This window comes from Roseovarius amoyensis (assembly GCF_003260265.1).
GTDB lineage: Bacteria > Pseudomonadota > Alphaproteobacteria > Rhodobacterales > Rhodobacteraceae > Roseovarius > Roseovarius amoyensis.
This window is the reverse complement of sequence record NZ_QITQ01000003.1, coordinates 228,850-242,358: the sequence shown is the minus strand read 5'-3', so window position 1 is coordinate 242,358 and position 13,509 is coordinate 228,850. Positions and strand designations below refer to the sequence as shown.

Below are 13,509 nucleotides of genomic sequence, written 5' to 3'. Positions count from 1 at the left end.
TCGTAAGTGATCCTAAGAGGTTGACTAAATCTAACGAATGTTAGAAATAATATCAACACGCTTAACCAGAGACCGGATCATTGTAGGAGAGTGCAGGTGCCGAAGGCCACAGGATCAGACCAGATTTTTCAGCGCGCGCTAGCAACAGGGGAAATTCTGCTGCCCAAGTGCGATGACTGCGGGTCATATCACTTCTTTCCCAGGGTCCTGTGCCCGCATTGCCATAGCGTCGCGATCTCTTGGAAACCTGCCAGCGGCAAGGGGCGTGTCCACACCACCACCGTCGTGCGCCAGCGGCCCGAACGCGGCGGCGACTACAACGTGTGCATGGTCGAACTGGAGGAGGGCGTTCGGATGATGAGTCGGGTCGAGGGTATCGCCCCCGGTGACGTTGTCATCGACATGGCCGTGACCGCCTTCGTGGGCGAGGCTGAGGGTGCTCCGATCGTTCTTTTCAAGCCGGCAGAGGAATAACGCATGACCAACGATCTTCGGGGAAAATCCGCCATTGTGGGAACCGGACACGCCGGTTTTGGCGAGGCTCATGGACTGACGGCCTATGATGTCATGGCGCAATCCGCGCAATCCGCGCTTGGCGATGCCGGGCTGAAGCTGTCCGACGTGGACGGGCTGTTCTGCACCATGATGGAAGACAGCATGCCGGCGCTTATGGCGGCGGAATATCTGGGCATTGAGCCTCGTTTCATCGACGGCACCATGACGGGTGGGTCGTCCTTCGTGAATTACCTGACATCCGCGACCATGGCGCTTGACGCCGGGCTGTGTGATGTCGCGCTGATCGTTTATGGCTCCAACCAGCGCACCGCATCGGGCAAACTGGTGACGGCCTCGCGCCCGCCGGCCTATGAGGCACCGTATAACCCGCGCTATCCGATTTCCGCCTATGCGATGGCGGCGTCACGGCACATGCATGAATACGGCACCACCCGCGAACAATTGGCGGATGTGGCGGTTTCTGCTCGGGCCTGGGCGCAGCACAATCCCGAAGCATTCGAGCGCGGTCCGCTGACCCGCGAGGACGTGCTGGGCGCGCGCATGGTGGGCGACCCGCTGACCGTGCGCGACTGTTGCCTGGTCACGGATGGCGGCGGCGCAATCGTGATGGTGCGCGCGGATCGCGCGCGGGATTTCCCCAAGGCGCCGGTCTATGTGCTGGGCAGTGCGGCGGAAAGCTCGCACAGGCAGATTTCGCAGATGAAGGACTTTACCGTGACAGCGGCCCGCAAGTCGGGCAAACGCGCCTTTGCTGCGGCGGGGGTGTCGCCAGACGATATCCAGGCGGTCGAACTCTATGACGCGTTCACCATCAACACGATCCTCTTTCTCGAAGATCTCGGTTTCTGCGCCAAGGGCGAGGGCGGTGCCTTTGTGGAAGGCGGGCGTATCGCGCCGGACGGGGTCTTGCCGGTGAATACTAATGGCGGGGGATTGTCCTGTGTGCATCCCGGCATGTATGGCATTTTCACGGTGATCGAGGCGGCCCGCCAGATCCGTGGTGATGCGCCCGGCATTCAGCTGAGCAATATCGACCTGGCACTGGCGCATGGCAATGGCGGTGTGCTGTCCAGCCAGGTCACGGCGATTCTGGGGTCACAAGCCACGCTCTGACAACGCTTGAGGGAGGAAAGACCATGCCATTGGATTTCGAAGCACTTTCGAACTGGGAATTTGAACAGATCGGGCAGACGCTGACCGAGCGGGATACCATCCTATACGCGCTCGGCCTGGGGTTCGGCGAGGATCCGACGAACAAGAAAGAACTGGCTTTTGTCTATGAGGACGGGCTGAAAGCGGTTCCCTCGATGGCGGTCACGATGGGCTATCCCGGCTTCTGGCTGCGCGATCCAAAGACTGGCGTGAACTGGCAGAAAGTGCTGCACGGCGAACAATGGCTGGATATCTACAAGCCGCTGCCTGTGAACGCCAATATCATCGGTCGCGCCAAGATCGACTTTATCTCGGACAAGGGCGACGGCAAAGGCGCGGTCATCTATCAAAGCCGTGATATCATCGATGCGGACAGCGGCGACAAGCTGGCGCGCGTCGCGATGTCGACCTTTTGCCGCGGCGATGGCGGTTTCGGCGGCGAGAACAGGCCCGGCCCCAAGCCGGCGGCGCTGCCGGACCGGGCGCCCGATCACATATGTGACATCGAAACGCTTCCGCGGCAGGCGCTGATCTACCGGCTCAGCGGTGACATGAATCCGCTTCATGCCGACCCCGATGTTGCGCGTTCGGTCGGGTTCGACCGGCCGATCCTGCACGGCCTGGCGACCTATGGTCTGGCCGCCCGGGCGATCCTCAAGTCGTTGCTGGATTATGATTCCGCTCGGCTTGTCGGTCTGGATGTCCGGTTCTCCGCGCCGGTCTATCCCGGCGAAACCGTGCGGTTCGAAATATGGGAAGTGGGCGGCGAGGCGCGCTTCCGCGCTTCGATCCCGGCGCGCGACGTGGTGGTTCTGAACAACGGGGCTGCGCGGTTCGCGTGAGGAAGTAGCAATGACTCAACCTCTTAAGGGTATCCTGGTGCTGGATTTCAGCACCCTTCTTCCCGGTCCGATGGCGACGCTCATGCTTGCCGAGGCCGGAGCCGAAGTTATCAAGTTCGAGCGGCCTGGGGTGGGCGAGGACGCGCGACACACAGACCCAAAGATCGATGGTGAGAGCATCGGCTTTGCCGTGTTGAACCACGGCAAACAATCGGTGGCCATTGATCTGAAGTCGAAGGACGCGCTCGATGTTCTGCGTCCCTTGCTTGAAAAGGCCGATGTTCTGGTAGAACAGTTCCGTCCCGGCGTGATGGACCGGCTCGGGCTGGGATATGAGGCCGTGCGCGCGATCAATCCGGGTATCATCTACTGTTCGATCACCGGCTATGGCCAGACTGGCCCAAAGTCCACCACTGCCGGTCATGACCTCAATTACGTGGGCGATGCGGGGGTTCTGTCGCTGAGCCGCGGACCGGACGAGCAACCGACCATGCCGTTCGGTCTGCTGGCCGATATCGGCGGCGGCACCTATCCAGCGGTCGTCAACATCCTGCTTGCCCTGATGGCGCGACAAAAGAGCGGAAAGGGCGTTCACCTCGACATTGCGATGTCCGAGGGAGCATTCGCATTCGCCTATTGGGCGCATGCAGAAGGCGTGATTGCCGGGCGGGAGATTGGGAACGCCGCCAGCCGTCTGACCGGTGGCCTAGCGCGCTACCGGCTTTATTCGGCGGCGGATGGCCGGCAGATTGCGGTGGGAGCACTGGAAGAGAAGTTCTGGCAAGCCTTCTGTGATGTCATCGGCCAGCCGCAGGATCTTCGCGACGACTGGAATGATCCCGTTGCCTGTTCCGCAGAAGTAGCGCGGCGACTGGCAAGCCAACCCTCGACGCAGTGGGAGCCATTGCTGATGGCGGCGGATTGTTGTTGTTCGGTCGTGAAAACACCTGCCGAAGCCGCGACCGATCCGCATTTTGCTGCGCGTGGCGTGTTCGAGCGTAAACTGAACATATCCGGTCAAGACGTGCCTGCACTGCCGCTGCCGATTGCACCGGAGTTTCGGTCGCCAGCAGATTCTGCCGGACGCGCGGCCGCCCTGGGAGAAGACAATGCCCGCTTCGGCGTGGATTTGCGGAAGACAGAATGAATCTCGTTGACTAGCAAGTTTTCAGCCTTTAATCTAACGCTTGTTAGAAATTTGGGAGGAGTAATGGCACAATCGAGTGATGACCTGCCGGCAGAAGCAGAGCGCTATGTCATGCCAACGCACTATATCGAAAGCGACAGCCTCGAAGTGCAGGGCTTCGTGTCCAAGGCTTTGCGTGATCTTCCCGCGGATGCAGCCAACCGTGACAAGGCGATCCGCCTGTTCGAGGCGGTTCGCGATAATATCCGTTACGATCCCTATTGCTTTGCGCTGGATAAAGAATCGTATCGCGCCAGCCGAATTGCCGGGGCAGAAGCGGCGTTTTGCGTGCCCAAGGCAATCCTTCTTACTGCCTGTCTGCGGGCCGTCGGCATTCCCGCCGCTCTGGGGTTTGCGGATGTGCGCAACCACCTGAATACGCCCAAGTTGCAGGAGTTGATGGATAGCGACCTGTTCATCTATCACGGATACGTTCAGTTGTGGCTGGACGGTGAGACCTACAAGGTCACACCCGCTTTCAACATGGAACTCTGTGAACGATTCGGCGTCAAACCGCTGGTCTTTGACGGATATCACGATGCTCTCTTTCACGAGTTCGACGAACAGAACCACCGGCACATGGAATATGTGAATGACCGGGGGCTCTATGCCGACGCGCCGATCGCAGAGTTCCTGGCGGACTTCAAGAAAGCCTACCCAAAACTGGAAGAGTTCAATCGCGTGCGAATTGCCAAGGATTCGAGCGGGTACGATTCCGGTTTCTCCAAGGAAGAGGGCTCTTGAAGTATCTGGATGACTTCGCGCCGGGCCAGGTTTTTCGCTTCCGCAGCGACCCGATGAGCAAGGAGGCTATCATAGCATTCGCCGAGGAGTGGGACCCGCAACAGCTGCACACCGACGAAGCCTATGCGACCACCGTACACGGCAGCCTGATCGCCTCGGGCTTTCAGACGATGCTTGAGGTGTTCAAGCCGATCACGACCGAGTTCATGGTTGGTATCGCCAATATCGGTGGCATCGGGTTCGACAATCTGCGCTGGCAGCGGCCCGTGCGCCCGGATGAACCGCTCGATATCGAATTGACGATCAACTCGGTCACGCCGTCAAAAAGCAAGCCCGACCGAGGTATTCTGCACTATACCCTTTGCGCCAAAAACCCCAAGGGCGAGGTGGTTTTTTCAACCGACACCCCCGTTATGATCCGGCGAAAACAAAATGACACAGACTGACATGCTTTCCAGCGACCAAGAAGATCTTCGCTTGCTGCGTGAAAGCGCGCGCACCCTGTTTGAGCGCGCGGGCGGCAGCGCAAGGGCCAGAAAACTGCGCGATGCCGGTGGCGGCTGGGACGCGGACATGGTCCGCGAACTGGCCGAGGCCGGCGTCTTTGGGGTGACAGTTCCCGAAGATAACGGTGGGCTTGGCATGGGCCTGGCCGCAGGCGGCGTCATCGCCGAAGAAGTCGGCCGTGTGATCGCCCCGGAACCGGTAGTGGTGACAGTCGCGCTGAGCCTTGGCCTTCTGCGGCGGCTTTGCCCGGAACACGCCAGAATGGAACAGCTTGTCAGCGGCGAAACCGTTCTGCCCGTCGCCTGGCAGGAGCGCGGACCAAACGGCGGCCCCGCCGAGGCGAGCTGCCGCTACGCCGACGGAAAACTGAATGGCAGCAAGGCCTGGGTTGTCGGCGCGTCCGGCGCACAGGGCTTTTTGGTCGTGGCCGAAGGCGACGCCGGTCCGGTTCTCGTCCTGACAGAGGTCGGCGCGGACGGCCTTTCCGTCGAAGGGCGCAGGCAGGCCGATGGCAGCGCTATGGACGAGCTTTCGTTCTCGGGCACCCCGGCCGAGGAATTGGCCAGTGGTGATGCGGTTCGGAACGCGCTCGCCGAGGCAATCAACGATGCAACGGCGCTTACCGCAGCCGAGCTTGTCGGCCTGAGCGCACGCGTCTTTGAGATATCTCTGGAGTATATCAAGGCCCGGGAGCAGTTCGACAAGCCCATCGGGTCGTTCCAGGTCATCCAGCATCGCGCAGTCGACCTGAACGTGATGCTGGAGATCGCACAGTCCGGGGTGCGCGAAGTCCTTGGGCTGATGGATGATGAAACCGATCCGAAAGCCCGGGCGCGGCTTGCCAGCCGGGCCAAGGCCCGCGCGGTCACAACGGCTAAGAAGATCACGCGTGACGCGATCCAGATGCACGGCGCGGTCGGTTATACCGACGAGTTCGATATCGGGCTTTACCTGAACCGGTCGCTGGTTCTGTCGGCCTGGCTGGGCGACGACGCCTACCACAGGCGGATTTGGTTCGAGACGCGGGAAGAGGAAGGGGCAGCGCAATGACCGACTGGAACGCAATGACCGATGCAGAGTTCCGCAAGGAAGTGCGTCAATTCTTCGAGGCGGATTATCCCGAAGAGCTGCGCCATCTGCCGCACCGTCCGAAATTCGCCGAGGTTGAACATTGGCACCGCAAGCTTCACGCCAAGGGTTGGGTCGCTCCGGCCTGGCCCGCCGAATATGGCGGCATGGGGCTGAGCGCGTCCAAGCTGATGATCTTCTACGAGGAACAGCAGCGCTGGGGTGTGAACCGCGGGCGTGACATGGGCATTCAGATGGTGGGTCCTCTGATCATCAAGTTCGGCACGCAGAAGCAAAAGGACTATTGGCTTCCACGTATCCTGAGCTGCGAAGACATCTGGTGCCAAGGTTACTCCGAGCCCGGTGCCGGCTCTGATCTGGCCAACCTTCGCACACGGGCAGAGATTGATGGCGACGACTTTGTCATCAATGGTCAGAAAATCTGGACGACGATGGCGCATGACGCCACCCACATCTTCATGCTGGTGCGCACGGACCCGGATACGCCGAAGAAACAGCAGGGCATCAGTTTCTTGTTGGCGCCAATGGATCAGCCCGGCGTTGACGTGCGCACAATCACGACCCTTTCGGGAGAAACCGAGTTCTGCGAGGTCTTCTTCGATAATGCCCGCACGCCGCGCGAAAACCTAGTGGGCGAGTTGAACAAGGGCTGGACGATGGCCAAGGCGCTGCTGAGCTTCGAGCGCATCTTTATGGGGTCGCCAAGCCTGGCCCAGAACGCTCTGGGACAGCTTGAAAACTTTGCTCGTGGCCGTGGCGCCTTTGACGATCCGGTGTTTCGCGACCGTTTCGCCCAGGCCGCGCTCGACGTTGAGGATCACGCCGCGCTCTACTCGCGTTTTGCCGACCAGCTCAAGCGGGGCGAAACGCTGGGCGCCGATGTCTCGATGCTCAAGATCTGGGTAACCGAGTGCTTCCAGCGCATCACCGAACTGATGATCGAGGCGGCAGGACCAGATGGCGGCACCATTGGCCCCCTACAGGTCGGCAATGTCGGCGTCGATGTTCTGGCGAGCTTCTACAAGGCCCGGCCGGCAACGATCTACGGCGGATCAAATGAAATCCAGCGCAACATTCTGTCCAAGGCTGTCCTTGGATTGCCTAGCTGAACCCACACCAACATCCAAGGAAGGAACAGAAACATGTCGGATCGTTATGCAAAATACCACAAGATGAAGTTTGATTACCCGGCGGATCGCGTCCTGCGCATCACGTTCGATCGGCCCGAGTCTTTCAATTCCGTCGACGCGGAAACTCACACCCAGATGACGGATATGTGGATCGACATCAACCGCGACCCCGATATCAACGCGGTGATCGTGACCGGCGCGGGCAAGGCGTTCTCGGCGGGGGGCGACTTCAGCCTGATCGAAAACATGATCGGCAACTCGCATGAGATCATGAAGACGTGGAAAGAAGCCAAAGACCTCGTCTACAACATCATCAATTGCAACAAACCGATCATTTCCGCGATCAACGGCCCTGCGGCTGGCGCTGGTCTTGTCGTGGCCATCCTCGCCGACATCTCGATCGCCGGCAAGCGCGCCAAGATCGTCGATGGTCACCCGCGTCTGGGTGTTGCCGCCGGGGATGTTGCGGCGATCATCTGGCCGCTGCTGACCTCGATGGCCAAGGCGAAATATTACCTGATGACCTGCAAGCCGGTATCTGGCGAAGAAGCCGAGCGCATCGGTCTTGTGTCGATGTGCGTCGAGGATGACGAGTTGCAGCAGATCGCTTTGGACACGGCTGTCGAACTCGCCAACGGCTCGCAAAGCGCGATCCGGTGGACCAAGTATTCGCTGAACAACTGGCTGCGCCAGGCCGGCCCGATCTTTGATGCTTCGACGGCTCTGGAAATGCTTGGCTTCATGGGCGAAGATGTCAAGGAAGGTGTGCTGTCACACCGCGAGAAGCGCGCGCCGAACTTCCGCAAGGACTGCCCGCTTTAACCAACGAATGGCCAGGGAGGCATGGACATGTCTGACGACTTTTTCGTAGACATAGCTCAAGCCTATACCGTCGCGGCCGAAAAGGCCCCGGGTCTGAAATCACGATTTGCGGCTGCTGGATTCGATCCGGCAGCCGTAAGGTCGTTGGCGGACTTGTCACGTCTGCCGGTGATGAAGAAAGAAGAACTTTTGAACATCCAGCGTGAGAATCCGCCCTTCGGCGGGTTCCTCGCCGCTGATCTGAAGGATGTCGGGCGGATCTACACCTCACCCGGCCCGATCTTTGAACCGGCGCTTCCGGGCGGCGGCGGGCACGGGCTTGACCTGCTTTTCAAGACGGCCGGAGTGGGCGCAGGGGATATCATCCTGAATACCTGGATGTATCACCTCGTGCCGGCGGGGCTGTTGTTCGACGAAGCGGCGCAGGTGGCGGGCGCCACGGTCATTCCCGGTGGCGTGGGCAACACCGAGCTTCAGGCACAGATCATCGTGGAAACTGGCGTGACCGCGATCTGCGCCTCGACCGCGTTCTTCCTGACGCTCGCGGACAAGGTGGTCGAAACCTATGGGCGCGATGCCTGGAAGGTGAAAACCGCGTTCCTGGGCGGCGAGATGGGCGACTGGATGGCCAAGCGCCGTATGATCGAAGACACCTATGGTGTCTCCACCTGGTCCGCCTATGCAACTGCCGATCTGGGTCTTGTTGCCTGCGAGGATGGCGGCGAAGGCTATGTGGTTCACCCCGACCGCGTGGTGCAAATCTGCGATCCGGTCAGCGGAGAGCAGATGCCGCAGGGCGAGCCGGGCGAGGTTGTGGTGACCGCGCGTGATGCCACTTGGCCGATGATCCGGTTTGGCACCGGTGACAGTGCTTTTGCGCTTGAAAGCAACGAGGATGGCAGCGTCAAGCGCCTGTCGGCGTTGCAGGGCCGGGTCGGCGCGGCGGTCAAGGTGCGCGAGATATTCGTCTATCCTCGCGTGATCGAAGAGGTCGTCATCGCGACGCCGGGGGCAAAGGCCGCGCAGGCCGTGGTGACGCGGGAAAAAGATCGCGACATGATCCGCATCTCGCTTGTGCTTGAAGATGGCGCTGACGCGGCCGCGGCCGAAGCCGCCTGCGCCGAGGCTTTCAAACTGCATTCGAGAATTCGTGCCGACGCGGTGAGCGTCGTCGCCGAGTTGCCAGAGAATGCGGACCTGATCGTCAACCATAAAGACAGCTGAGGTCAGCCTATTTCCCCAAGACATGCGCGAAAAATCTTGTGCAGGGAAAGGGGCGGCAGGGATTTTCCAGCCGGCTCTTTTCAGATCGTTTCGGGTGTTCAGAACGGGTTCAAGCCAGTCAATTTGCGTTCGATGACCAGCGTCAGGTATCGCCAGCGCTGACCCTCCATTCCTTGGTCTGCACCGTGAAAATGGCGCCAACGAGCCGGCGTATGGCGGCTTCGTTCGGAAAGATGCCGACGACATCGGTCTTGCGCTCAATGGGGGTGTCGGCTGACCGCTGAAATCGCCCTCGTCGCGCTCAGCGGCAGTTGCCTCCCAAGGGGGTGCGTAGCTTGGTCTTGCCGACGATGGGCCGCAGGTCTTTCGGAACAACAAGCCGGGCGTGGTAGCGCCCTGAGCGATTCACCAGGTGACTGATCTTGCCTGCCAAAACGATCTGCGTTTGCAACCAAAACTGTAACCATAGAACGGGCACAAGGCCCTGGAATCAATAGTTTTCTTTAGTTTCAACGGGATGGTCTGGTAGGCCCGGAGGGACTCGAACCCCCAACCAAAGCGTTATGAGCGCTCTGCTCTAACCAATTGAGCTACAGGCCCGACCTGAGGCCACTGGTTAGGTGCGCTGCGCGGGGGCGTCAAGCCTTTCGCGATTGCGCGGCCGCCTGCGATGGTCTAACCGAGGCGCCAAACCCAAACGGTCGGAGTGGACGGGCATGGCCAAAGGCGCGAACAAGGGCATCACCTATGCTGAGGCGGGCGTCGATATCGACGCGGGGAACGCGCTGGTCGAGCGGATCAAGCCGGCGGCAAAGGCCACCGCGCGGCCCGGCGTGATGTCGGGGCTGGGCGGCTTTGGCGCGCTCTTTGATCTGCGCGCGGCGGGGTATGACGACCCGGTGCTGGTGGCCGCGACCGATGGCGTCGGCACCAAGCTGCGGCTGGCCATCGACACCGGCGAGATGGACACCATCGGCATAGACCTGGTGGCGATGTGCGTCAACGACCTGGTCTGCCAGGGGGCCGAGCCGCTGTTCTTTCTGGACTATTTCGCCACCGGCAAGCTGGACATCGACAGCGCCGCGCGCGTGATCGAGGGCATCGCAAAGGGCTGCACCGGGTCGGGCTGCGCGTTGATCGGCGGCGAGACCGCCGAGATGCCGGGCATGTACGGCGCGGGCGATTTCGACCTTGCCGGGTTTGCCGTGGGCGCGATGGAACGGGGCGCGGCACTGCCGGCCGGGGTGGCGGCGGGCGACGTTCTGTTGGGGCTGGCCTCGGACGGGGTGCATTCCAACGGTTACAGCTTGGTGCGCCGCCTGGTCGAGGTGTCGGGGCTGGGCTGGGCTGATCCGTGCCCCTGGGCCGATGGCACCCTTGGCGCGGCGCTGTTGGCGCCGACGCGGCTTTATGTGCGGTCCGCCCTGGCGGCGATCAGGGCGGGCGGGGTGCATGCGCTGGCCCATATCACCGGCGGCGGGCTGACCGAAAACCTGCCGCGCGTCCTGCCCGAGGGCGTGGGGGCAGAGGTCGATCTTTCCTCATGGCAACTGCCGGGGGTGTTCGAGTGGCTGGCGCGCACCGGCGATCTGGCCGAGGCCGAGATGCTCAAGACCTTCAACAGCGGTATCGGCATGGTGCTGGCTGTCGATGCCGCGCGTGCCGATGATCTGGCCGCGGGGCTGGCGCAAGCTGGTGAAACCGTCATCCGCCTTGGCCACCTGGTCGAGGGGCAGGGGGTTGCCTATCGCGGGTCGCTTGCGTGACGCAGCGGGTCGCGATCCTGATTTCCGGCGGCGGTTCGAACATGGTCGCGCTGGTTGACAGCATGACTGGCGATCATCCGGCGCGGCCCTGTCTGGTGCTGTCGAACGACCCGAATGCCGGCGGGCTGGAAAAGGCCGCGGCGCGGGGCGTGCCGGTGGCGGTGGTCGATCATCGCCCATTCGCGGGCGACCGGGCCGGGTTTGAGGCCACACTTCAGCGTGAATTGGAAAAGGTAGGGGCCGAGATCGTCTGCCTGGCCGGGTTCATGCGCATCCTGACGCCCGCCTTCGTGGCGAACTGGCAGGGCAGGATGCTGAACATCCACCCCTCGCTCTTGCCGAAATATCCCGGGCTCGACACCCATGCCCGCGCGCTGACGGCGGGCGACCCCGAGGCCGGATGCACCGTGCACGAAGTCACAGCCGAGCTGGACGCCGGCCCGATCCTGGGCCAGGCGCGGGTGCCGGTTCTGCCCGGCGACACGCCGGACATGCTGGCGGCGCGGGTGCTGACGCAAGAGCACATCCTTTATCCGGCGGTTCTGCGCCGGTTTGCCGCCGGCGACCGGCGCCCCGTGTTCCTGCCCTGAGGCACGCGGTTTTCATTTCCGCCCCATCCGTCTATATCGACAGGCAAGGGGATTATACGAGGCACCATGACCAAGCAGGACAACCGACCCCGCGTGACGACCATCACCACCACTGACGAGCTTGCCGCTTTTTGCGCCCGCGGCCGCGAAGCGCCCTATGTGACTGTCGACACCGAATTCCTGCGCGAGCGCAGCTATTATGCCCAGCTTTGCCTCGTGCAACTGGCGCTGCCGGGCGACGACGACGACAATGCGGTGCTGGTCGATCCGATCGCCGGTGACGGGATGTCGCTGGACCCGCTTTACGATCTGTTTCTCGACACCTCGGTGGTCAAGGTCTTTCACGCGGCGCGGCAGGATCTGGAAATCTTCCACGTCGATGCCGGGCTTATCCCGACGCCGCTGTTTGACACCCAGGTCGCGGCGATGGTCTGCGGCTTCGGCGACCAGGTGGGATACGAGACACTGGTGCGCAAGGTTGCGCGCCAGAGCCTCGACAAGACCTCGCGCTTTACCGACTGGTCGCGCCGGCCGTTGTCGGTGGCGCAGCAGACCTATGCGTTGGCCGATGTCACCCATCTGCGCAACATCTACGAACACCTCTCGGCCCGGTTGGCCGAGACCGGCCGCGAAAAATGGGTGGCCGAGGAAATGGAAGTTCTCAACAACCCCGAGACCTATATCGTGCGCCCCGAAGAAGCCTGGCAGCGCATCCGCACCCGCAACGGATCGGGCCGGTTTCTGGCCATCGTGCGAGAACTGGCACGGTTCCGCGAGGCGCACGCGCAGGCGCGCAACATCCCCCGCAATCGCGTGCTCAAGGACGATGCCCTGGTCGAGCTGGCCTCGACCAAGCCCAGGTCGCCCGAGGATCTGTCGCGCGGGCGCCTGCTGCTGCGCGAGGCGCGGCGCGGTGACATCGCCGAGGGTATCCTGAAAGCGGTCAAGGCGGGGCTGGAATGCCCGGACGATGCGCTGCCCAGGCTGGATGCCGGGCGCGATATCCCGCAGGCAAACCCCGCGCTGGCGGACCTTTTGCGCGTGCTGCTGAAGGCCAAGGCGACAGAGGCCGGCGTCGCCTCGCGGCTGATCGCCAGCGCCGCCGACCTGGATGCGCTGGCGGGCGGCGCGCGCGACGTGCCGGCGCTGCATGGCTGGCGCCACGAGGTATTCGGCAGCGATGCGCTGGAGCTGTGCGAGGGTCGCGTCGGGCTGGCGGTCAAGGGCCGCAACGTGACGACCGTTCCACTCTGACCCCGCCATCGGGGCCGGGCAGGGGCCCTCAGCGGGTGGTCTGGGTGGTGTTGTGCCGGGCGATGATACGGATGGTGCGGATCTCTTCCAGATCGTTGACACTGAGCGGCAGCGCCGCCTGGATCCGGCGGGTGTGTTCAGGGCCGATGGCCGTATTGATCGGCTGCAGGGCCAACAACTCATAGGTCATCACGCCGTCGACGGGTTTGCCGTCGCCCACCGGCAGCAGCCGCACGTCATAGGCGCCCTGACGAGAGCTGACACCGGTGACGCGCACGATGGCGCCGGTCGAGGTGCGTTCGACCGCCAGGTCGGTGACACGGTCGATGCGCGTGCCCTCGTAAATTTCTTCTTTCTTGCCGCGGTCGAAGATGCTGCCCGAATCATTTTGCACCTTGCGGTTGGTCGGGATCATCCTTGACTGCCGGCGTTCGCCGATCAGGGGGTTGACCTCTTCGACGCGCCCGTCGGCGGTGCGCACGGTGCCGGGCTCGGTCTCGACCGAGGTGCTGCGTCCGAACCAGTTGGCCGGGTTGATGCGCGAGTCGCGCAGGCTGCCGCCACAAGCCGGCAAGAGCATCGTCGCAACCAGAAGAACGACCAGAGAAAACCGCATGGTCAAACCGCCTTTGTTATCCTGCGTCAGGGTCGTAGCGCAAATGCCGCGGCTTGAAAAGCGCCGGTTGG

At 62.2% G+C, this 13,509-nt stretch carries 15 protein-coding genes, 1 tRNA gene and 1 pseudogene; 13 read left to right on the top strand and 4 right to left on the bottom strand.

Annotated features, from left to right (window positions below; genetic code table 11):
- Positions 1–96: 96 nt before the first annotated feature.
- Genes DL899_RS05000 through DL899_RS04955 form a run of 10 tightly spaced genes read left to right on the top strand, consistent with a single transcriptional unit; the run spans position 97 to position 9,212 of the window.
- Positions 97–474 carry a Zn-ribbon domain-containing OB-fold protein gene (locus tag DL899_RS05000; protein ID WP_239494604.1) on the top strand — a complete coding sequence of 126 codons (378 nt, stop codon included), beginning with the start codon at positions 97–99 and terminating at the stop codon, positions 472–474.
- 3 nt (positions 475–477) lie between these two features.
- Entirely contained in the window at positions 478–1,629 is a 1,152-nt protein-coding gene (locus tag DL899_RS04995) for a thiolase (protein ID WP_111732873.1), read from the top strand.
- A 23-nt stretch (positions 1,630–1,652) separates the two neighbouring features.
- Positions 1,653–2,510: a MaoC/PaaZ C-terminal domain-containing protein gene (locus tag DL899_RS04990; protein WP_239494603.1), complete on the top strand. Its 858-nt coding sequence runs from the start codon at positions 1,653–1,655 to the stop codon at positions 2,508–2,510.
- A gap of 10 nt (positions 2,511–2,520) precedes the next feature.
- Complete coding sequence (locus DL899_RS04985) at positions 2,521–3,657, top strand: CaiB/BaiF CoA transferase family protein (protein WP_111732871.1); 1,137 nt, start codon at positions 2,521–2,523, stop codon at positions 3,655–3,657.
- A 6-nt stretch (positions 3,658–3,663) separates the two neighbouring features.
- Entirely contained in the window at positions 3,664–4,440 is a 777-nt protein-coding gene (locus DL899_RS04980) for a transglutaminase-like domain-containing protein (RefSeq protein WP_239494602.1), read from the top strand.
- Positions 4,437–4,886 carry a MaoC family dehydratase gene (locus DL899_RS04975; protein ID WP_111732869.1) on the top strand — a complete coding sequence of 150 codons (450 nt, stop codon included), beginning with the start codon at positions 4,437–4,439 and terminating at the stop codon, positions 4,884–4,886. Before DL899_RS04980 ends, DL899_RS04975 begins: the two co-directional genes overlap by 4 nt.
- Positions 4,873–5,997 carry an acyl-CoA dehydrogenase family protein gene (locus DL899_RS04970; RefSeq protein ID WP_111732868.1) on the top strand — a complete coding sequence of 375 codons (1,125 nt, stop codon included), beginning with the start codon at positions 4,873–4,875 and terminating at the stop codon, positions 5,995–5,997. The genes DL899_RS04975 and DL899_RS04970 overlap by 14 nt, the downstream gene beginning before the upstream one ends.
- On the top strand, positions 5,994–7,145 hold the full coding sequence (locus DL899_RS04965) for an acyl-CoA dehydrogenase family protein (RefSeq protein ID WP_111732867.1): 1,152 nt from the start codon (positions 5,994–5,996) through the stop codon (positions 7,143–7,145). Before DL899_RS04970 ends, DL899_RS04965 begins: the two co-directional genes overlap by 4 nt.
- Positions 7,146–7,178: 33 nt before the next feature.
- Entirely contained in the window at positions 7,179–7,988 is an 810-nt protein-coding gene (locus tag DL899_RS04960) for an enoyl-CoA hydratase/isomerase family protein (protein ID WP_111732866.1), read from the top strand.
- A gap of 27 nt (positions 7,989–8,015) precedes the next feature.
- Positions 8,016–9,212: a phenylacetate--CoA ligase family protein gene (locus DL899_RS04955; protein ID WP_239494601.1), complete on the top strand. Its 1,197-nt coding sequence runs from the start codon at positions 8,016–8,018 to the stop codon at positions 9,210–9,212.
- A 98-nt stretch (positions 9,213–9,310) separates the two neighbouring features.
- Here DL899_RS04955 and DL899_RS20205 read toward each other — a convergent pair.
- From DL899_RS20205 to DL899_RS04945, 3 genes and pseudogenes are all read right to left on the bottom strand, one after another.
- A pseudogene (locus tag DL899_RS20205) lies at positions 9,311–9,474 on the bottom strand (transposase); the annotation flags it as partial.
- 39 nt (positions 9,475–9,513) lie between these two features.
- On the bottom strand, positions 9,514–9,621 hold the full coding sequence (locus tag DL899_RS20200; protein WP_420820951.1) for a DUF6538 domain-containing protein: 108 nt from the start codon (positions 9,619–9,621) through the stop codon (positions 9,514–9,516).
- Positions 9,622–9,735: 114 nt separating this feature from the next.
- A tRNA-Ile gene (locus tag DL899_RS04945) sits at positions 9,736–9,812 on the bottom strand.
- Positions 9,813–9,928: 116 nt separating this feature from the next.
- Between DL899_RS04945 and purM the strand changes: the two genes are divergently transcribed.
- The 3 genes from purM to rnd all read left to right on the top strand — a co-directional run bounded on the left by purM (position 9,929) and on the right by rnd (position 12,822).
- The gene (purM, locus tag DL899_RS04940; protein WP_111732864.1) at positions 9,929–10,978 is read left to right on the top strand and encodes a phosphoribosylformylglycinamidine cyclo-ligase; all 1,050 of its coding nucleotides are present in this window, start codon (positions 9,929–9,931) and stop codon (positions 10,976–10,978) included.
- Positions 10,975–11,568 (top strand): phosphoribosylglycinamide formyltransferase, encoded by a 594-nt coding sequence (gene purN / locus DL899_RS04935; RefSeq protein ID WP_111732863.1) that lies wholly within the window; start codon positions 10,975–10,977, stop codon positions 11,566–11,568. The genes purM and purN overlap by 4 nt, the downstream gene beginning before the upstream one ends.
- 93 nt (positions 11,569–11,661) lie before the next feature.
- Positions 11,662–12,822 (top strand): ribonuclease D, encoded by a 1,161-nt coding sequence (gene rnd, locus DL899_RS04930; protein ID WP_111732929.1) that lies wholly within the window; start codon positions 11,662–11,664, stop codon positions 12,820–12,822.
- A gap of 28 nt (positions 12,823–12,850) precedes the next feature.
- Here the strand turns inward: rnd and DL899_RS04925 are convergent, their stop codons facing one another.
- Positions 12,851–13,438 carry a hypothetical protein gene (locus DL899_RS04925; protein WP_111732928.1) on the bottom strand — a complete coding sequence of 196 codons (588 nt, stop codon included), beginning with the start codon at positions 13,436–13,438 and terminating at the stop codon, positions 12,851–12,853.
- Between the last annotated feature and the right edge of the window lie 71 nt (positions 13,439–13,509).

Bases quoted from the DNA above. Each gene is read 5' to 3' on its own strand.
- DL899_RS04995 (WP_111732873.1), top strand. From the start codon at position 478: ATGACCAACGATCTTCGGGGAAAATCCGCCATTGTGGGAACCGGACAC.
- DL899_RS04990 (WP_239494603.1), top strand. From the start codon at position 1,653: ATGCCATTGGATTTCGAAGCACTTTCGAACTGGGAATTTGAACAGATC.
- DL899_RS04985 (WP_111732871.1), top strand. From the start codon at position 2,521: ATGACTCAACCTCTTAAGGGTATCCTGGTGCTGGATTTCAGCACCCTT.
- DL899_RS04970 (WP_111732868.1), top strand. From the start codon at position 4,873: ATGACACAGACTGACATGCTTTCCAGCGACCAAGAAGATCTTCGCTTG.
- DL899_RS04965 (WP_111732867.1), top strand. From the start codon at position 5,994: ATGACCGACTGGAACGCAATGACCGATGCAGAGTTCCGCAAGGAAGTG.
- DL899_RS04960 (WP_111732866.1), top strand. From the start codon at position 7,179: ATGTCGGATCGTTATGCAAAATACCACAAGATGAAGTTTGATTACCCG.
- DL899_RS04955 (WP_239494601.1), top strand. From the start codon at position 8,016: ATGTCTGACGACTTTTTCGTAGACATAGCTCAAGCCTATACCGTCGCG.
- purM (WP_111732864.1), top strand. From the start codon at position 9,929: ATGGCCAAAGGCGCGAACAAGGGCATCACCTATGCTGAGGCGGGCGTC.
- DL899_RS04925 (WP_111732928.1), bottom strand. From the start codon at position 13,438: ATGCGGTTTTCTCTGGTCGTTCTTCTGGTTGCGACGATGCTCTTGCCG.